Below are 18,135 nucleotides of genomic sequence, written 5' to 3' on the forward strand. Positions count from 1 at the left end.
CCGTAGCGAAGCATGCACGTCAGTCGGCGATCCCTTCGGGGATCGCCTTCTTGACGGGATCGGCGAAGTCGACCAGGGGCGAGGCCCCCTCGGCGGCCAGCTCCTTGGGCAGGGTGACCTCCACGTAGGCGACCCGCAGCGTCGTCGTGAGCACCTGCGTGCCGTCGTCGCGCTTCTCGTACGCCCAGCCCACGCCGTTCACCTTCACCGGCAGGGCCTGGGGGTCGTCCATCAGCGCGGGCCGTTCGACACCGCAGCGCAGTATGATCGCCGGATCTCCCCACCCCGCGGTCAGCTCGGACCGCGGAGAGGGGTCGTTCCTTCCGTGCCCGTCCACCGTGTCCGGAAGCCGTTTGTGCAGGTTGCGGCACAGGTCGGTGACCTTGGCGTCAGGGGTGGGAACCGCCGCGTGCGCCGAGTCGTCTGCTGAGGAGCAGCCCGAGACGGCGAGCAGCAGGGCCAGGGCGGGGAGCCCGGTGGCAAGACGGGGCCGGTGACGGAAGAAGTTCACCGGCCAAGGTTAGACGGGGGCTACAAGTGCACGACCGGGCAGGTCAGGGTGCGGGTGATGCCGTCCACTTGCTGGACCTTGGCGACCACCATGCGGCCCAGCTCATCGACTGTGTCGGCCTGCGCGCGCACGATGACGTCGTAGGGACCTGTCACGTCCTCGGCCTGGATCACCCCCGGGATCTTGCCGATCAGCTCGGCTACGGTCGACGCCTTGCCGACTTCGGTCTGAATCAGGATGTACGCCTGTACCACGGAACCTCCAGGGCGGCCACGAGGATCATGTGGGGAGAAGGGACGCCACGGTATCGCGTCGCCGCTCGCCGCGGGGAGACCCGCGGTGGCTGTGGCGTACACACTGCGACTTACGGACGGCGGGCACCGGTCAACGGGACGGTCCCGCCCACGACAATGACCGTACCGATGACAGAGACGGCTCGCGACCGCAAGCGGACCGGGGCAGAAGGGGCAGTACGCGCATGAAGGGCACCGTCGGCGAGCTGGGCGAGTTCGGGCTCATCCGAGAGCTCACCTCCCGGCTCACCACCACCCCGGCCGTACGACTCGGCCCGGGCGACGACGCGGCCGTGGTGGCCGCGCCGGACCGCAGGGTCGTCGTGAGCACGGACATCCTCCTCGAAGGGCGGCACTTCCGCCGCGACTGGTCCACGGCCTACGACGTCGGGCGCAAGGCCGCCGCGCAGAACCTCGCGGACATCGCCGCCATGGGCGCCGTCCCGACCGCGCTCCTGCTCGGCCTCGTGGTCCCCGCCGAACTCCCCGCCAGCTGGCCGAACGAGCTGATGGACGGCCTGCGCGACGAGTGCCAGGTCGCGGGCGCCGCCGTCGTCGGAGGCGATGTCGTTCGCGGTGACACCATCACCGTCGCGATCACCGCGCTCGGCGACATGCGCAACCACGAGCCGGTCACGCGCGCCGGCGCGCAACCCGGCGACGTCGTCGCGGTGACCGGCTGGCTCGGCTGGTCCGCGGCCGGGCACGCGGTCCTCTCGCGCGGCTTCCGCTCGCCCCGGGCCTTCGTCGAGGCCCACCGCAGGCCCGAACCGCCGTACCACGCGGGCCCCGCGGCCGCCGGGCTCGGCGCCACCGCCATGTGCGACGTCAGCGACGGCCTCATCGCCGACCTGGGGCACATCGCGGAGGCCAGCAAGGTCCGTATCGACATCAAGTCCGGCAAGGTCGACGTGCCTTCGCAGATGAACGACATCGGGCAGGCCGTCGGTGTCGACCCCATCCAGTGGGTGCTCACCGGGGGAGAGGACCACGCGATCGTGGCCACCTTCCCGCCGGACGTGAAGCTGCCCGCCCGCTGGAAGGTGATCGGCGAGGTACTCAACCCGTCGGCGCTGCCCCAGGTGACGGTCGACGGCGCGCCCTGGACGAACAAGGGCGGCTGGGACCACTTCGGGGACATCGAGGCCTGACGGGCTCACCGGCCGCGCACGACGGCGGCCGGTGCGTCCAGCAGGGCCGGGTAGTCCTTCAGGTCGAGCGCGGTCGCGGCCTTCTCCGTCAGGCGTTTGAAGAACCCGGCCATCAGGCGGGAGCTGAGCAGCCGGTACATCCGGTCGCGGCTGCGGATCCTCCGCTCGGTGGGTGGTGCGAAGAAGGGGCCCGCGTTTCCCGAGATCTTCTGGCAGCCCTTCGCGAAGTCCCCGATCTGCGCCTCGTAGGCGGCGAACGCGGTGCGGTGATCGCCGTCGGCCAGGGCCAGTTCACCGGCCAGGACGTACGCGCCGACGATCGCTACGCCCGTGCCCATGCCGCCCATCGTGGCGCCGTACCCGGCGTCGCCGAGCAGGACCACGCGGCCCTTGGTGAGCCGGTCGACGTGGATCTGCGCGATGGCGTCGAAGTACAGGTCGTCCGCGTCCTCCAGCGCCTTGAGGACCCGCGGAGCCTCCCAGCCCATCCCCTCGAACCGCTCCGCGAGGATCCGCTTCTGCTGGTCCACGTCCCTGCGGTCGTGGTCGAGTGGCTCGGAGCGGAACACCAGGAGCGCGCCCGCGCGGTCCGGGTCACCGTCGTAGTTGCTGACACAGACCGCCCGGCCCGGGTCGCTGTACAGCCGGCCGGTGCGGTCGAGGCCCAGGTGGTTGGGGATGCCGAAGCCGGCCACGTAGTGGTCGAGGAAGCGCAGGTACCGCGACTCGTCGCCGAACACGAGGCGGCGGGTGGGGGAGTGCAGTCCGTCGGCCGCCACGACGAGGTCGAAGCGGCGGGGCGCCGCGCGCTCGAAGGTGACGTCGACCCCGTTGTCGTCCTGGGTCAGGGTGGCGATCGAGTCACCGAAGACGTACTCCACAGAGTCCTTGCTGTGCTCGTGCAAGATGCGGGAGAGGTCGCCGCGGAAGATCTCCACGTCGCCGCTCATCAGTTCCGCCGGCAGATCGAGGCGCGGGGTGCCGTCGGCGTCGACGACCGTCTGGCGGCCCATGTGGGTCTGGCGCGCGTGGATGTCGTCGTGAATGCCGAGCGCGGTCAGGACCGTGCGGTGCACCCAGCCGCGGAAGTCGACCGCGAATCCGCCCTCGCGCAGGGCGGGGGCCTTCTCGACGACGGTGACGCGGGCTCCGTGCAGGGACAGGGCGAGGGCGACGGCGGGACCGGCGACGCTGGCACCGGAGACCAGGACGTCGAGGTGGGACAGTCGGGTCGATGCGTACGCGGTGTGTGTGGTCTTCATGTCCCCGAGCGTCGCGGGCGCCCCTGACCGCCCGCTTACCGTCGGCTGACCGCCGCTGACCGCATCGCCCGGCCCTCTTCGAACGCCTTCTCGTACGTCTCCGTAGTGAGCGCCGCACGGACCCGCGCCTCTACGGGGGTGACGTCCGGGTCCCCGGCGAGCGCGCGGCCGCGCAGGCCCGCACCGGCCCCGAGCAGCACCGCGGCCTCGCGCGGATCCTGCGCCACGGAGGCCAACGCCTCGGCCGCATCGGCGAGTTCGAGTGCACGCGTGGGTCCGTCGCAGAGCGCGAGGCCCTGCTCGAACCAGTCGCGGGCCTCGTCGGGCCGGGACGCGGCGAGGGCGGCGCGGCCCAGACCGATGAGGGTCCGCACGGTCTCGCCGACGCTGAACCAGTTCGCGGCGCACAGTTCGAGAGCCGCCTCGTAGTGCACGCGCGCGTGCTCCGTGTCCCCGCCGATCCGCGCCACATCGCCGAGCCCGCGCCGCGCGCTCGCCACCTTGTCGGGGACGGCTGCCGTACGCGCCATCGCGGCGGAGCGCGTGAAGTGGTCGGCGGCGTCCCGGAGTTGGCCCTGATGGAGCAGGACATACGCGCGCCGGTGGAGCAGATCGGCGGTCTCCTCAGGGGCTTCGAGCGCGGCCACGTGCGCGAGACCCTCGTCGAGGAGCGCCAGGGCCCGCTCCCGGTCGCCGCGCCAGTCCGCGAACATGCCCAACGGATCAAGGCAGTTGGCCATGCCCCACCGGTCCCCGGTCGCCCGGAAGCCGTCGAGTGCCCGCTCGAAATGCTCCTCCGACGTGACGGGGCGCCCCGCGAACCACTCCTGGAAGCCCAGGCCGACATCGAGCAGCGCGAGCCCCCAGGGCGCCTCACCGACCTGCCGGCGCACCCGCTCCTGCACGGCGTGCTGCGGCCCGTACGTCACCGACCACAGGACCACCACGAACGGCCGCCGCAGCGCGTGGTCCCGGGATGCGAGCACGGCCTCCGCGCGCGCCAGGCGCTCCGCTTCACGCGGGTCGTTGCCCTCGCCCGTGACCGTGTTGATCACGCACAGGACGTACTCCTCGGCAAGGTCCTCCGGCGGCTCGTCCCCGAGCGCCGCGAGCAGCTCGCGCGCCAGCGGCACATGCGCTCCGTGCAGCCCGCGCAGCCGCCAGAACCAGGACAGGTCCGCCATCAGCCGCAGCGCCGCATGCGGGTCCGCGCGCACGAGATGGCGCAGGGCCGCAGACAGGTTGTCCTGCTCGGCCCCGAGCGCGGCCAGCCGCGGCAACTGCCCGCCGCCGCGCAGATACGGCTCCGCCTGCGCCGCCAGTCCCTGGAAGTACGCGGCGTGCGCGTCCCGCAGCCGCGACAACTCCCCCTCGTCGGCCAGGTGCTCCGTGCAGAACGCGCGAATGGTCTGAAGCATCCGGTAGCGCCCGCCGGCCGCCTCCAGGAAGGACTTCTCCGTGAGCGAGGCCAGCAGGTCCTCCGGGTACGGCACCCCGCACACGGCCTCGACCGCGGCGAGCGTCGCGCCCCCGGACGACCCTCCGGCGAACACGGCCATCCGCCGCGCGAGATCCCGCTCCTCCTCGTCGAGCAGCTCCCAGCTCCACTCGACGACCGCGCGCAGCGTGCGATGCCGGGGTGCCTTGGTCCGGTCGCCGCGGGACAGCAGCCGGAAGCGGTCACCGAGGCGGGCCGCGAGTTCGTCGACGGTGAGCGTCCGCAGCCTGGCCGCGGCGAGTTCGATCGCCAGTGGCAGCCCGTCGAGGGCTTCGCAGATCGCGTGAACGGCCTCCACGCGCGCGTGCAGATCGGCATCGGGCCGTACAGCGGCCGCCCGGTCCATGAAAAGGCGCGCGGCGGGACCGGCCGCGAGCGGCGGCACCGGGCACAGTGCCTCACCGGTGATGCCGAGCGCCTCCCGGCTCGTGGCGAGGATCCGCAGCCCGGGGCACGCGCCGAGCAGCACGACCGCCGTGCGGGCCGCGTCGTCGACGAGATGCTCGCAGTTGTCGAGCACGAGCAGCACGTCGCGCCCCTCCAGCGCGTCGATCAGCCGCGCGACCGGATCCCCCTGAGGCCCCCGGAACCCCTCACGCACCCCGAGCGCCGCGAGCAGCGCGTACGGCATCTGCTCCCCATCGGCGAGGGGCGCCAACTCGGCCCAGCACACGTCGGCGCCGTCCCGCGCGGCCTCGGCCGCGAGCCGGGTCTTGCCCGCCCCGCCCGGACCCGTCAGCGTCACGAGCCGGGACCCCGCGAGCAGCGCGTCGATCCGGGAGAGTTCGTCCGTCCGCCCGACGAATCGGGTCAGCTGCGCGGGAACGCCCCGCCCGCGCGCGGGTTCCCGCCCCCGAAGGAGTTCCAGATGCAGCGCCGAGAGCTCCGCCGACGGATCGGCGCCCAGCTCGTCGGCGAGGACACGGCGCACCTCCTCGTACACGGCGAGCGCCTCGGCCGCCCGCCCGCCCGCGTGGAGGGCGCGCATCAACTGACCGTAGAGGCGCTCGCTGAGGGGGTGGGCGGCGATCAGTTCGCGCAGCTCAGGGACGAGACCACCACCCGAACCGAGCGCGAGTTCCGCCTCGATACGGGACTGGGTGGCGGTGAACCTGATCTCGTCGAGACGGCTGCCGAAGGCGGCGGGGAGATCGGCGAGCGCGGGTCCGCGCCAGAGCCCGAGCGCCTCCCCGAGGAGTGCGGACGCCAAGGAAGGGTCCCCGGACGAGAGCGACCGCTCGCCCTCGGCGGCCAGCCGCTCGAAGCGGTGCACGTCCACGTCGTCCGGGCCGACGGCCAGCCGGTAGCCCGCCGGGGTCGCCTCGATATCGAGGGAGAGCCGCTTGCGCAGCCGTGAGACCTGGGACTGGAGCGCGTTCGCGGCGCCGGCCGGGGGCTCGTCCCCGTACAGACCGTCGATCAGGCGCTCGGCGGAAACGGTCCGGCCCGCCTCCAGGAGCAGCAGCGTCAGTAGCGCGCGCGGACGCGGACCGCCGGGGTCCAGCGGGGTGCCGTCGGGGGCGCGTACGTCGAGGGGGCCGAGGATGCCGAAGCGCATTGGGCAGATTGTGGCAGCCGGGACTCTTCACGGCATAAAGAGCCGGGACTCTTCACGGCATAAAAAAGGACCGGCCCCCGAGGGGACCGGTCCTTCAAGCAACCAGCTAGGTGGCCGCGCTACGCGTTACGTCAGCGCGAGACCTTGCCGGCCTTGATGCACGAGGTGCAGACGTTGAGCCGCTTCGGCGTCCGCCCGACCACTGCACGCACACGCTGGATGTTCGGGTTCCAGCGACGGGACGTACGGCGGTGCGAGTGCGAAATGTTGTTGCCGAAGCTCGGCCCCTTGCCGCAGACGTCGCAGTTGGCAGCCACGGGTCACTCCAAGACTTCAGATGCACTTACGGTTGATCCCGGCATGCCGGGATCGGATCGGAGGATCTGAGTGGCGGTGCCAGGGGAAGGCCCGATGGATATCGGGCAACCGGAGCAGCATACAACGGCTGCTTCGGTAGAACGAAACTACCATGGCTGACCCGGTTGCCGTCCCGGGCCCTCTTCCGGAGGAACCCCCTCCGGGGTCTACGCTGCGATGCCAGTTCGGCTGCTCTAGGAGGCGCAGGTGCCGCAGGTGCTCGACGTCCACGCGGTGCGCGCCTGGTGCGCACTGGCCCTGGAGGCGCTCGGGCGGGACCGCGAGGAGATCGACGCGATCAACGTCTATCCCGTCGCGGACGGGGACACAGGCACCAATCTGTACCTGACCGTCGAGTCCGCCGTACAGGCCGTGGAAGCCGTCTTCACGGGTCTCGAACCCGCACCGCCCGCGCTGCCCGAAGTCGTCCACGCGATGGCCCACGGAGCCCTGATCGGGGCCCGCGGAAACTCCGGAACGATCCTCGCTCAGCTTCTCCGCGGCATGGCCCAGGTGCTCGCGGGCGACGTCGACGGTGAGGCGGATCACTGCGAAAGGGCCGACGGGGACGGCCTGCGGCGCGCGCTGCGCCGGGCCGCGGAGTCCGCCCGGGAGGCGGTCGCGCACCCCGTGGAGGGCACGGTCCTGACGGTGGCCGCCGCCGCTGCGGACGCCGCCGACATCTCCGGCGGGCCGGGCGGCGACTGCCGTGACGTGGCCCGTGCCGCGTACGACGGTGCCCGCGCGGCGCTCGACGCGACGCCGGGGCAGCTGGCGGTCCTGGGACGCGCGGGTGTCGTGGACGCGGGCGGGCGCGGACTCGTGGCCGTTCTCGGTGCGCTGACCGAGGCGCTGTCGGGCGATCCGGTGGCACCTCCGGGTGTCCGTGGCGTGCACCACGCGCGCGTGGCCGCCGACCAGCCGCTGGAGTGTGCGGACGGCGAGGGGCCCGCCTTCGAGGTCATCTACCTCCTGGAGGCCGACGACCAGGCCGTGGCGCGGCTGCGAACCCGGCTCGACGGACTCGGCGACTCCCTCGTCGTCGTCGGCGGCGACGGACTGTGGAACGTCCATGTGCACGTCGACGACGCGGGCGCCGCCGTCGAGGCGGGCGTCGAGGCAGGTCGGCCGTACCGCATCCGCATCACGCATTTCGCCGTAGGCGACGCCCATATGACGCACCCCACCACCGGCTCCGCGCCCGCCGGGGAACCCGCCCAGCGCGCGATCGTCGCCGTGGTCCCGGGAGAAGGGCTCGCCGGCCTGTACAGCGAGGCGGGCGCCACCGTGGTACCCGAGCGGCCCGGCGAGGCGCCTGGCAGCGGGGAACTGGTCGAGGCGATCCGGCGGGCGCACGCGCGCGAAGTGGTGCTCCTGCCGAACGACGCCGAGCTGCGCCACACCGCCGCCGCCGCGGCCGAGCAGGCCCGCACCGAAGGCGTGCGGGTCGCCCTGATCCCCACCCGGTCCGCGATCCAGGGCATCGCCGCGCTCGCCGTCCACGAGAAGGAGCGGCGCTTCGACGAGGACGTCGTCGCGATGACGTCGGCGGCCGGCGCGACCCGCTACGCCGAACTGGCCGTCGCCGAGCGGCAGTCGTGGACGATGGCCGGCATCTGCCAGGCCGGGGACTTCCTCGGCCTCATCGACGGGGACGTCGCCGTGATCGGCGAAGACGTCACGCGGACGGCCCGTACGACCCTCGACCGGATGCTGGCCGCGGGCGGCGAGATGGTCACCCTCGTCCTCGGCGACGACGTGCCGGACGAGGTCGCCGAACGGCTCGAACGGCACGTACGCGAGACGTACCTGGCCGTCGACACCGTGGTCTACCGGGGCGGGCGGAACTCCGCGCTCATGCTCATCGGTGTCGAGTGAGAGCGTCCCCTTGTCGACGAGTCCGAGAATTTGCCGACGAGTCCGAGAATCAGTGGCGTGGCGCGCAGTGACTCCGCCGTTGCGTAGACGCGATGGCTCACCACTCGTCCGCTGATGCGGATGCATGACGGACAAGCCCTGCCCGGCGCCTGAAGGCACGCCGCGACTCCAGTGCTTTGCCGACGCTCGGAGCCACGGTTCATGGGTTCGCGAGCCACCGATGTCAGAGCCATGGTGTGAAATGAATTCCGTGCCCGCGCTCGAAGAACCGCTGAAGAAAGCGCTCGGTCCCGCCACCGCGAAGGTGATGGCCGAGCACCTAGACCTGCACACGGTCGGTGACCTGCTCCACCACTATCCGCGCAGATACGCGGAGCGCGGCGAGCTCACCCGCCTCGCCGACCTGCCCCTCGACGAGCACGTCACCGTGGTCGCCCAGGTGGCGAGCGCCCGCATCCTGAAGTTCAACGGCGGCGCGGGCCAGCGCCTCGAAGTGACCATCACGGACGGCAGCGGCCAGCTCCAGCTGGTCTTCTTCGGCCGCGGCATCCACAAGCCGCACAAGGACCTCCTGCCCGGCACGCGCGCGATGTTCGCGGGCAAGGCCTCCGTCTTCAACCGCAAGATGCAGCTCGCGCACCCGGCGTACGAGCTGCTGCGGGCCGACGCCCTGGACGCCGGCGAGGCCGACGAGGCGATCGGCTCCTGGGCCGGCGCCCTCCTCCCGATCTACCCGGCCACCGCCAAGCTGGAGTCCTGGAAGATCGCCAAGGCCGTCGACATGGTGCTGCCCAGCGCCCAGGAGGCCCTCGACCCCCTGCCGGACTCCCTGCGCGAGGGCCGCGGTCTCGTCCCGCTGCCCGAGGCCCTCCTGAAGGTCCACCGGCCCCACACGAAGGCGGACATCGCCGACGCCCGCGCCCGCCTCAAGTGGGACGAGGCGTTCGTCCTCCAAGTCGCCCTCGCCAGGCGGCGGTTCGCCGACGCGCAGCTGCCTGCCGTGGCCCGCGTCCCCCGCCCGGACGGCCTGCTCACGGCGTTCGACGCGAAGCTCCCCTTCACCCTCACCGACGGCCAGCAGAAGGTCTCCAAGGAGATCTTCGACGGCCTCGCCACCGAACACCCGATGCACCGGCTGCTCCAGGGAGAGGTCGGTTCCGGGAAGACCATGGTCGCCCTGCGCGCCATGCTCGCCGTCGTCGACGCGGGCGGGCAGGCCGCGATGCTCGCGCCGACCGAGGTCCTCGCCCAGCAGCACCACCGCTCCATCACCGAGATGATGGGCGAGCTCGCCGAGGGCGGGATGCTCGGGGGCGCCGAGCACTCCACCAAGGTGGTCCTGCTCACCGGTTCCATGGGCGTCGCGGCCCGCCGTCAGGCCCTTCTCGACCTCGTCACGGGCGACGCGGGCATCGTCATCGGGACGCACGCCCTGATCGAGGACAAGGTCCAGTTCCACGACCTGGGTCTGGTCGTCGTCGACGAGCAGCACCGCTTCGGCGTCGAGCAGCGCGACGCCCTGCGCGGCAAGGGCAAGCAGCCCCCGCACCTGCTGGTCATGACGGCCACCCCCATTCCCCGTACGGTCGCGATGACGGTCTTCGGCGACCTGGAGACGTCCGTCCTCGACCAGCTGCCCGCGGGGCGCTCGCCGATCGCCACCCATGTCGTGCCCGCCGCCGACAAGCCGCACTTCCTCGCGCGCGCCTGGGAGCGCGTACGCGAAGAGGTGGAGAACGGGCATCAGGCGTACGTCGTCTGCCCCCGCATCGGCGACGAGGAGGAGCAGGGCGGGAAGAAGGGCAAGGGGGCCAAGAAGGAGTCCGCCGAGGACGCGGCCGAGAAGCGGCCTCCGCTCGCCGTTCTGGACGTGGCCGCGGAGCTGGCCCACGGCGCCCTGCGCGGGCTGAAGGTGGAGGTTCTCCACGGCAGGATGCAGCCCGACGACAAGGACGCAGTGATGCGCCGCTTCGCCGCGGGCGAGACGGATGTCCTGGTCGCGACCACGGTCATCGAGGTCGGGGTGAACGTGCCGAACGCCACAGCCATGGTGATCATGGACGCCGACCGCTTCGGCGTCTCCCAGCTCCATCAGCTGCGCGGCCGCGTCGGCCGCGGCTCGGCGGCGGGCCTGTGCCTCCTCGTCAGCGAGATGCCGGAGGCCAGCCCGGCCCGCGCCCGCCTCGGCGCCGTGGCCGCCACGCTCGACGGGTTCGAGCTCTCCCGTATCGACCTGGAGCAGCGCCGCGAAGGCGACGTCCTCGGCCAGGCCCAGTCCGGGGTGCGCTCGTCCCTGCGCATGCTCGCCGTCATCGAGGACGAGGAGATCATCGCCGAGGCCCGCCAGGAGGCCACGGCCGTCGTCGCCGCAGACCCGGATCTGGAACACCTGCCGGGCCTGCGCACGGCCCTGGACGCGCTCCTGGACGAGGAGCGCGAGCAGTACCTCGACAAGGGCTGACAAACTGGAGGTCCCCCACGTCCCCTCGAACCCTTCTCCACTAGGACTCAGATGACCCGCGTGATCGCCGGCCGGGCCGGCGGACGTCGCCTGTCCGTCCCGCCGGGCAACGGCACCCGCCCCACGTCCGACCGGGCGCGCGAAGCCCTCTTCTCCACCTGGCAGTCGCTGCTCGGCGGCGACCCCCTGGACGGCGAGCGCGTGCTCGACCTGTACGGCGGCTCGGGCGCCGTGGGCCTGGAGGCGCTGTCACGCGGCGCGGGGCACGCGCTCCTGGTGGAGGCCGACGCCCGCGCGGTCCGCACGATCCGCGAGAACGTGAAGTCCCTCGGCCTCCCCGGCGCCGAGGTCAGAGCGGGCAAAGCGGAACAGATCGTTCGTGGTCCGGCCCCCGCCACCCCGTACGACCTGGTCTTTCTCGACCCTCCCTATGTCGTTCCGGACGACGATCTTCGGGAGATTCTGCTCACACTCGCCTCGGGGGGCTGGCTCGCGGACGAAGCGCTCGTCACCGTGGAGCGAAGCACCAGGGGCGGTGTTTTCCCGTGGCCGGACGGATTTGAGGCACTGAGGTCCCGTCGCTACGGCGAGGGAACGTTTTGGTACGGTCGCGCCGCCCTGAAGAGCACCGTCACGTGCGAGGACGCACCGTGACCGGACCGGAGAGCGAGGGACTCACGTTGCGCCGCGCCGTCTGTCCGGGGTCGTTCGACCCCATCACCAATGGCCACCTCGACATCATCGGCCGAGCTTCCAAGTTGTACGACGTCGTGCACGTCGCGGTGATGATCAACCAGTCGAAGAAGGGCCTCTTCGAGATCGAGGAGCGGATCGAGCTGATCCGCGAGGTCACCGCCGAGTTCGGCAACGTCGAGGTCGAGTCCTTCCACGGACTGCTCGTCGACTTCTGCAAGCAGCGCGACATCCCGGCCATCGTGAAGGGCCTGCGCGCCGTCAGCGACTTCGACTACGAGTTGCAGATGGCCCAGATGAACAACGGCCTCACGGGCGTGGAGACCCTCTTCGTCCCCACCAACCCGACGTACAGCTTCCTGTCCTCGTCCCTGGTCAAGGAGGTCGCGGCCTGGGGCGGCGACGTTTCCCACCTGGTGCCGCCGGTGGTCTTCGAGGCGCTCACCCAGCGCCTCCCCAAGAAGTGACATCGGGGCGCCAGTTGGCCGTACAGTCGCCTTGTCCGTCTCCAACACCCCTGTAGAGAGTGGCGAGCACACGGTGGACGTGCAGAAGAAGCTCGACGAGATCGTCGCCGCGGTCGGCAATGCCCGGTCCATGCCCATGTCGGCCTCGTGCGTGGTCAACCGCGCCGACCTGCTCGCGATGCTCGAAGAGGTGCGCCAGGCACTGCCCGGCTCCCTCGCGCAGGCCGAGGAGCTGATCGGCGGGCGGGAGCAGATGGTCGAGCAGGCCCGTCAGGAGGCCGACCGGATCATCGAGACGGCGCACGCCGAGCGCGGTTCGCTGATCTCCGACACCGAGGTCGCCCGCCGCTCCCAGGACGAAGGGGAGCGGATCCTCACCGAGGCCCGCAAGGAGGCCGAGGAGATCCGCGCGGAGGCCGACGACTACGTCGACTCCAAGCTCGCCAACTTCGAGGTCGTCCTCACCAAGACCCTCGGCTCCGTGGGCCGCGGCCGCGAGAAGCTCCTCGGCACCGGCCCCGGCCTCGACGCCCAGGGCTATGAGGACGAGGACGCCCCCGAGCGCAGCCACGACCCCGAGACCCTGCGCCGCGACGCCGACTCGTACGTGGACGTGAAGCTCGGCGCCTTCGAGGCGGTCCTCGCCAAGACCCTCGAGGCGGTCGGCCGTGGCCGGCACACGCTCCAGGGCCGGGTCGCCAGCGACGAGCTGGGCACCCTCGGCGCGGACGGCACGGGCGGCCAGCACACGAGCGACGCCGACTACCTCGCCGGACTCGCGGAGATCGGCAACGCTCCCGCGGAGCCGGAGCGGGAGATCCCCCAGGCCCCGCAGATCCAGACCCCGCAGATCCCGGCCCAGCAGCCGGTGTACGCAACGCAGCAGCATGACCCGCAGCAGGACCTGTACGGGTACCAGCAGCACCAGCAGCAGCCCTACGGCCAGCAGGATCCGTACGCGGTGTACCAGCAGGACCCGTACGCGTACCAGCAGCAGGATCCGTACGCCTATCAGCAGCACCAGCAGCAGGGCTACGACCAGGGTCAGGCCGGCTACGCGCAGCCGCAGGTGGCGCACGAACCGACGGCGCTCGACGAGACCAGCCTCTTCGACACGAGCATGATCAGCACGGAGCAGCTGAGGCAGTACGAACAGGGGCGCTGACTGACGGATTGGGCCGAGAGCGAAAGGTCCAGTATCCTGGTTCTTCGGTCGCGCGTACGTCCGCGATCACAGCTGCCCGGGTTCATTCGGGACAGCGATCCCCTTGAGCAGCTTGAACAACTTGAGCATCGAAGACCGAAGGCAGGACCAGCCCTGAGTACGCACCTCGACCACCGCAACCCTCTCGTGTTCGATACGCACGAGCTGGGACGGCGTCCTGGTGCGCAGCAGCGGCTGACCCGCACGGTCGACGCCCCCAAGGACTTCGGTATCGAAGGGGTCGTCGGAGTGCCGGAAGGCGCGCCGATGGAGCTCGAGGTCCGTCTCGAGTCGGTCATGGAAGGGGTGCTTGTCACAGGCACCGCCCGTGCATCGGCTCAGGGGGAGTGCGTAAGGTGTCTGGAGCCGCTCGACCTTGAGGTCGACGCGGATTTCCAGGAGATGTTCTCGTACCCTGACGCCGACGACCGGGGCCGCACCGCGGAACCGGCCGACGACGCCGAGGAAGACGAGGACAGGCTCTTTCTCGAGGACGGCATGTTCGACCTCGAGCCTGTGCTGCGTGATGCGGTGGTGCTCGCACTGCCGATGCAGCCGGTGTGCCAGGACGACTGCCCGGGTCTTTGCTCCCAGTGCGGAGCTCGGCTCGCAGACGATCCGGACCACCACCACGACGCCGTCGACATCCGTTGGGCGGCACTGCAGGGACTCGCCGGGACCATCCAGGACGGCGAGAAGGACGAGATGAGCGGCGCCGAACCTGGCGTCGACGAGAAGCAGGAGAAGTAGCCGTGGCTGTTCCGAAGCGGAAGATGTCGCGCAGCAACACGCGCCACCGCCGGTCGCAGTGGAAGGCTGCGGTCCCCACTCTGGTTTCGTGTGAGCGTTGCCAGGAGCCCAAGCTGCAGCACATCGCGTGCCCCGCTTGCGGCACTTACAACAAGCGCCAGGTCCTCGAGGTCTGAGCGGCTGGTGAGAGGCGCAATGTCTGAGTCGAACAAGACGGACAATGCCTCGTCCCACACGCTTCTGGAAGGGCGGCTCGGGTACAAGCTCGAGTCCGCCCTTCTGGTGCGTGCACTGACCCACCGCTCGTACGCGTACGAGAACGGCGGTCTGCCGACGAACGAGCGGCTCGAGTTCCTCGGGGACTCCGTGCTCGGCCTCGTCGTCACGGACACGCTGTACACCACCCACCCCGACCTGCCCGAAGGCCAGCTGGCCAAGTTGCGGGCCGCGGTGGTCAATTCGCGTGCACTTGCGGAGGTCAGCCGTGGGCTCGACCTGGGTTCCTTCATCCGGCTCGGCCGGGGTGAAGAGGGCACGGGCGGCCGGGACAAGGCGTCCATCCTCGCCGACACGCTCGAAGCGGTGATCGGCGCCGTCTATCTCGACCAGGGACTGGACGCGGCGGGCGAACTCGTCCACCGTCTCTTCGACCCCCTGATCGAGAAGTCCTCGAATCTGGGTGCGGGCCTGGACTGGAAGACCAGTCTCCAGGAGCTCACCGCGACCGAGGGGCTCGGCGTTCCCGAGTACCTGGTCTCGGAGACCGGCCCCGATCACGAGAAGACCTTTACTGCTGCCGCCCGCGTCGGAGGCGTCTCGTACGGCACCGGCACCGGCCGCAGCAAGAAGGAAGCGGAGCAGCAGGCCGCTGAATCGGCATGGCGCGCGATCCGCGCGGCTGCCGACGAGCGCGCCGAGGCGGCGAAGACGGCTGACGCCGTCGAGGCCACCGTGGCAGCCGAGGGGAACGCCGACTCCTCCTCGGCGTCGGCCTGACGCCCGCATCCGAACTGTCCGGTGCCGACCGTCCTGAGGGGCGGTCGGCACCGTTCGTTTCGTATCTGAGCCCTCACAAGGAGACACCGTGCCCGAGCTGCCCGAGGTCGAGGTCGTACGGCGCGGACTCGAGCGCTGGGTCGCCCACCGCACCGTCGCCGACGTCGAGGTCCTGCACCCGCGCGCCGTGCGCCGCCACATCGGGGGCGGCGACGACTTCGCGAACCGGCTGAAGGACCAGCGCATCGGCGTACCCGAGCGGCGCGGGAAGTATCTGTGGCTGCCGCTGGAGCCGACGGGCGGCGCCGTCCTCGCGCACCTCGGGATGAGCGGACAGCTCCTGGTGCAGCCGGCCGAGGCGCCGGACGAGAAGCATCTGCGCATCCGCGTCCGCTTCGCCGACGAACTGGGTACGGAGCTGCGCTTCATCGACCAACGCACCTTCGGCGGCCTCTCGCTGCACGAGACCGGCCCCGACGGGCTGCCGGACGTCATCGCGCACATCGCGCGCGACCCACTGGACCCGAAGTTCGACGACGCCGCGTTCCACGAGGCGCTGCGCAGGCGCCGTACGACCATCAAGCGGGCCCTGCTCGACCAGTCGCTGATCAGCGGCGTCGGCAACATCTACGCGGACGAGGCGCTGTGGCGCGCAAAGCTCCACTACGAGCGGCCGACCACCGGATTCACGCGCCCGCGCACCGCCGAACTCCTCGGCCACGTACGGGACGTGATGAACGCGGCCCTCGCCGTCGGCGGCACCAGCTTCGACAGCCTCTACGTGAATGTGAACGGCGAGTCCGGCTACTTCGACCGCTCGCTCGACGCCTACGGGCGCGAGGGTGAGCCCTGCCGGCGCTGCGGCACGATCATTCGCAGGCGCCCCTGGATGAACCGCTCCAGCTATTTCTGCCCGCGCTGTCAGCGGCCGCCGCGCGCCCCGTCCGCGTCATAACGGGCGCGCGAGGTGAGCACGTCGTCCATCCGGCCCTCGACGAACTGGATGAGGGCCAGGAGCCGTTCGGAGACCTCGCGCCCGAGCGGTGTCAGCTCGTAGTCCACGCGCGGCGGGTTGGTCGGCTGCGCCTCGCGGTGCACGAGGCCGTCGCGCTCCAGCGCTTGCAGGGTCTGCGACAGCATCTTCTCGCTCACGCCGTCCACGCGGCGCCGCAGTTCGTTGAAGCGGAAGCTGCCCTCGTGCAGCGCCCCGAGCGTGAGCGCTCCCCAGCGGCCCGTCACGTGCTCGAGGGTGCCGCGGGACGGGCACTGCCGGGAGAACACGTCGTACGCGAGGTCGCTGCCGCTCGATTCCATGCGGCAAGCGTACTCCGGCGCAGCGCGAACCTCTGGGGTGCGCTAACCATCAGTTAGTGCCGGGACATGTGGCCGGCCGGTGCGGTCAGAAACCGAAGTCCTGCGTCCACCACGGGCCGCCCGACCCGAAGTGCACGCCGACACCCAGCGTCTTGTAGTCGCAGTTGAGGATGTTCGCGCGGTGGCCGGGGCTGTTCATCCAGGAGTCCATGACGGACTGGGCGTTGGCCTGGCCCCGGGCTATGTTCTCGCCGCCCAGGTCCGTTATGCCGGCCTTCTTCGCGCGGTCCCAGGGCGTCGCGCCATCCGGATCCGTGTGGTCGAAGAAGCCCCGCGCCGCCATGTCCTCGCTGAAGTTCCCGGCGAGGGCGGCGAGGCCGCCGTCCGCGGTCACCGGCCCGCAGCCGGCCTTGGCCCGCTCCGTGTTGACCAGCGCGAGCACCTGGGCCTCGGCCGACGCCTCGCCGGACGGGGCCTTAAGGCTCGGCGCCGCAGCCGGGGGCTGCGGCTTCGTGGTGGCGGTCTTCGGCGGGGTCGCGGTCTTGGGCGAGGTCGCCGCACCGCCGGAATCGGAATCCGAAGCGGAACTGGAGGACTTGCTCGTCGAAGCCGTCTTTGACGGGTTCGACGACGGCTTCGACGAAGACTGCGAAGGGGAAGCGGAAGGAGAGTCCGAGCGCTCGGCGCTGCGGCTCGCGGAGGACGGGGCGCGGTCGGCGCTGCCGTCCGTACCGCCCTGCGTCTCGAGCCCCGAAGGGGAGTCGGCGGCGCGCACCTTGTCGGCGCCGCCGCCCAGCGAGTAGTTGTCCATGCCGGGGACCACCCCGGAGGCCACCGCGACGGCGCCCATCGCCACGGCGGCGGAGACTCCGAGGAGCCCCGTCCGCACCGGCCTGGCGACGCGCTTCCTGTGGCGGTGCGAGCCGCCCGGGCTCCCGGAGGGTGTGTATGCGGCTTCGGGCTCGCCCGGGTAGACGTCGTCGAACGCCCAGCCCAGGTCGCCGTTCGCCGTGGTGTGCGGGCTTGCGTTGTACGGGGAGGTGAATCCGTCGGGTGTGTACGTCTCCGCGTGCGCGCCGTCGTACGCGCCGTTGTACCCGGCCTTGTACGTACCGTCGTGCCCGGCATGCGAACCGGCCGTGCTGTCCGTGGCGCGACCCGTGGCGGCGCGGCCGGCGTCGGCGCGTCGGTGGCGTCCCATCTTGTGGCCTTCCTCGTCCTCGCTGTGGGTAATGCGACTCACCCGTTCGAGTGAGTCGCATTGGTCCGGGACGGTACCGCAAGGCGGAAGGGGGCGAAGTGCTCCGAGTGCAATTGGCCGGTTAGCGTGCCCCTTATGAACGAAGACGTACGCATCACCGCCTGGGTGCGCGGACGCGTCCAGCGTGTGGGTTTTCGCTGGTTCACCCGGGCGAAGGCTCTTGAGATCGGCGGCCTGAGTGGCTTTGCTCTCAATTTGGACGACGGCCGGGTCCAGGTCGTCGCGGAGGGCTCACGCGCGAGCTGTCAGGGCCTTCTCGACTGGCTTCGCGACGGCGACACACCCGGGAGGGTCGACGGAGTCACCGAGATCTGGGACGCCCCGCGCGGCGGATACGCCGACTTCGCCATTCGCTGAGAAGGACGCGCAGGCCAGGCCCTCAAGAGGTGTTCATGGCATGCTCAGGGCAACTGCGTGGGGCATGAATGACCTGGTGGTTGCCAATAAGCGCTCGTCGTGGCAGGCTCGCGAAGTAAGGATG

18 protein-coding genes are annotated in these 18,135 nt (G+C 71.0%); 11 read left to right on the forward strand and 7 right to left on the reverse strand.

What is annotated here, in order from left to right:
* Positions 1 to 19 precede the first annotated feature (19 nt).
* Together CG723_RS21110 and CG723_RS21115 are read right to left on the reverse strand one after the other, a co-directional pair.
* Positions 20 to 511 (reverse strand): DUF3515 domain-containing protein, encoded by a 492-nt coding sequence (locus CG723_RS21110; protein WP_100595033.1) that lies wholly within the window; start codon positions 509 to 511, stop codon positions 20 to 22.
* Positions 512 to 531: 20 nt separating this feature from the next.
* A complete protein-coding gene (locus tag CG723_RS21115) occupies positions 532 to 765 on the reverse strand; it encodes an Lrp/AsnC family transcriptional regulator (RefSeq protein ID WP_016642988.1) in 234 nt (77 codons plus the stop codon).
* 224 nt (positions 766 to 989) lie between these two features.
* On the opposite strand from CG723_RS21115, the gene CG723_RS21120 reads away from it, so the two are divergent.
* Positions 990 to 1,955, forward strand: a complete 966-nt coding sequence (locus CG723_RS21120) for a thiamine-phosphate kinase (protein WP_100595034.1) — start codon at positions 990 to 992, stop codon at positions 1,953 to 1,955.
* Positions 1,956 to 1,960: 5 nt separating this feature from the next.
* Here CG723_RS21120 and CG723_RS21125 read toward each other — a convergent pair whose 3' ends face one another.
* From CG723_RS21125 to rpmB, 3 genes are all read right to left on the reverse strand, one after another.
* Positions 1,961 to 3,217, reverse strand: coding sequence for an FAD-dependent monooxygenase (locus tag CG723_RS21125; RefSeq protein WP_100595035.1), 1,257 nt, complete (start codon positions 3,215 to 3,217; stop codon positions 1,961 to 1,963).
* Positions 3,218 to 3,252: 35 nt separating this feature from the next.
* Positions 3,253 to 6,273 (reverse strand): BTAD domain-containing putative transcriptional regulator, encoded by a 3,021-nt coding sequence (locus tag CG723_RS21130; RefSeq protein ID WP_100595036.1) that lies wholly within the window; start codon positions 6,271 to 6,273, stop codon positions 3,253 to 3,255.
* 131 nt (positions 6,274 to 6,404) lie between these two features.
* Positions 6,405 to 6,590, reverse strand: coding sequence for a 50S ribosomal protein L28 (gene rpmB / locus CG723_RS21135; RefSeq protein ID WP_003951095.1), 186 nt, complete (start codon positions 6,588 to 6,590; stop codon positions 6,405 to 6,407).
* 247 nt (positions 6,591 to 6,837) lie between these two features.
* Between rpmB and CG723_RS21140 the strand changes: the two genes are divergently transcribed.
* The 9 genes from CG723_RS21140 to mutM all read left to right on the forward strand — a co-directional run bounded on the left by CG723_RS21140 (position 6,838) and on the right by mutM (position 16,034).
* Positions 6,838 to 8,508 (forward strand): DAK2 domain-containing protein, encoded by a 1,671-nt coding sequence (locus tag CG723_RS21140; protein WP_100595037.1) that lies wholly within the window; start codon positions 6,838 to 6,840, stop codon positions 8,506 to 8,508.
* A gap of 241 nt (positions 8,509 to 8,749) precedes the next feature.
* Positions 8,750 to 10,969, forward strand: a complete 2,220-nt coding sequence (gene recG / locus CG723_RS21145; protein ID WP_100595038.1) for an ATP-dependent DNA helicase RecG — start codon at positions 8,750 to 8,752, stop codon at positions 10,967 to 10,969.
* Positions 10,970 to 11,020: 51 nt separating this feature from the next.
* Positions 11,021 to 11,623 carry a 16S rRNA (guanine(966)-N(2))-methyltransferase RsmD gene (gene rsmD, locus CG723_RS21150; RefSeq protein ID WP_100595039.1) on the forward strand — a complete coding sequence of 201 codons (603 nt, stop codon included), beginning with the start codon at positions 11,021 to 11,023 and terminating at the stop codon, positions 11,621 to 11,623.
* A 26-nt stretch (positions 11,624 to 11,649) separates the two neighbouring features.
* On the forward strand, positions 11,650 to 12,129 hold the full coding sequence (gene coaD, locus CG723_RS21155) for a pantetheine-phosphate adenylyltransferase (protein WP_199841845.1): 480 nt from the start codon (positions 11,650 to 11,652) through the stop codon (positions 12,127 to 12,129).
* Positions 12,130 to 12,202: 73 nt separating this feature from the next.
* Positions 12,203 to 13,294 (forward strand): ATP synthase F0 subunit B, encoded by a 1,092-nt coding sequence (locus tag CG723_RS21160; RefSeq protein WP_100595041.1) that lies wholly within the window; start codon positions 12,203 to 12,205, stop codon positions 13,292 to 13,294.
* 153 nt (positions 13,295 to 13,447) lie between these two features.
* A complete protein-coding gene (locus tag CG723_RS21165) occupies positions 13,448 to 14,083 on the forward strand; it encodes a YceD family protein (RefSeq protein ID WP_100595042.1) in 636 nt (211 codons plus the stop codon).
* Between the two features lie 2 nt (positions 14,084 to 14,085).
* Positions 14,086 to 14,259 carry a 50S ribosomal protein L32 gene (gene rpmF, locus CG723_RS21170; protein WP_030361955.1) on the forward strand — a complete coding sequence of 58 codons (174 nt, stop codon included), beginning with the start codon at positions 14,086 to 14,088 and terminating at the stop codon, positions 14,257 to 14,259.
* A gap of 19 nt (positions 14,260 to 14,278) precedes the next feature.
* On the forward strand, positions 14,279 to 15,079 hold the full coding sequence (rnc, locus tag CG723_RS21175; RefSeq protein WP_100595043.1) for a ribonuclease III: 801 nt from the start codon (positions 14,279 to 14,281) through the stop codon (positions 15,077 to 15,079).
* Positions 15,080 to 15,167: 88 nt separating this feature from the next.
* Entirely contained in the window at positions 15,168 to 16,034 is an 867-nt protein-coding gene (gene mutM / locus CG723_RS21180; protein WP_100595044.1) for a bifunctional DNA-formamidopyrimidine glycosylase/DNA-(apurinic or apyrimidinic site) lyase, read from the forward strand.
* Here mutM and CG723_RS21185 read toward each other — a convergent pair.
* The gene (locus CG723_RS21185) at positions 16,001 to 16,393 is read right to left on the reverse strand and encodes a winged helix-turn-helix transcriptional regulator (protein ID WP_100595045.1); all 393 of its coding nucleotides are present in this window, start codon (positions 16,391 to 16,393) and stop codon (positions 16,001 to 16,003) included. The genes mutM and CG723_RS21185 overlap by 34 nt on opposite strands.
* 85 nt (positions 16,394 to 16,478) lie before the next feature.
* Complete coding sequence (locus CG723_RS21190; RefSeq protein ID WP_100595046.1) at positions 16,479 to 17,594, reverse strand: CAP domain-containing protein; 1,116 nt, start codon at positions 17,592 to 17,594, stop codon at positions 16,479 to 16,481.
* Positions 17,595 to 17,729: 135 nt separating this feature from the next.
* On the opposite strand from CG723_RS21190, the gene CG723_RS21195 reads away from it, so the two are divergent.
* On the forward strand, positions 17,730 to 18,011 hold the full coding sequence (locus tag CG723_RS21195) for an acylphosphatase (RefSeq protein ID WP_100595047.1): 282 nt from the start codon (positions 17,730 to 17,732) through the stop codon (positions 18,009 to 18,011).
* The last annotated feature ends 124 nt before the right edge of the window (positions 18,012 to 18,135 follow it).

Origin of the sequence: Streptomyces sp. CB01635 (genome assembly GCF_002803065.1) — a bacterium.
GTDB lineage: Bacteria > Actinomycetota > Actinomycetes > Streptomycetales > Streptomycetaceae > Streptomyces.

Bases quoted from the DNA above. Each gene is read 5' to 3' on its own strand.
- CG723_RS21130 (WP_100595036.1), bottom strand. From the start codon at position 6,273: ATGCGCTTCGGCATCCTCGGCCCCCTCGACGTACGCGCCCCCGACGGC.
- recG (WP_100595038.1), top strand. From the start codon at position 8,750: ATGAATTCCGTGCCCGCGCTCGAAGAACCGCTGAAGAAAGCGCTCGGT.
- CG723_RS21190 (WP_100595046.1), bottom strand. From the start codon at position 17,594: ATGGGACGCCACCGACGCGCCGACGCCGGCCGCGCCGCCACGGGTCGC.
- CG723_RS21120 (WP_100595034.1), top strand. From the start codon at position 990: ATGAAGGGCACCGTCGGCGAGCTGGGCGAGTTCGGGCTCATCCGAGAG.
- rsmD (WP_100595039.1), top strand. From the start codon at position 11,021: ATGACCCGCGTGATCGCCGGCCGGGCCGGCGGACGTCGCCTGTCCGTC.
- CG723_RS21125 (WP_100595035.1), bottom strand. From the start codon at position 3,217: ATGAAGACCACACACACCGCGTACGCATCGACCCGACTGTCCCACCTC.
- rnc (WP_100595043.1), top strand. From the start codon at position 14,279: ATGTCTGAGTCGAACAAGACGGACAATGCCTCGTCCCACACGCTTCTG.
- CG723_RS21185 (WP_100595045.1), bottom strand. From the start codon at position 16,393: ATGGAATCGAGCGGCAGCGACCTCGCGTACGACGTGTTCTCCCGGCAG.
- CG723_RS21195 (WP_100595047.1), top strand. From the start codon at position 17,730: ATGAACGAAGACGTACGCATCACCGCCTGGGTGCGCGGACGCGTCCAG.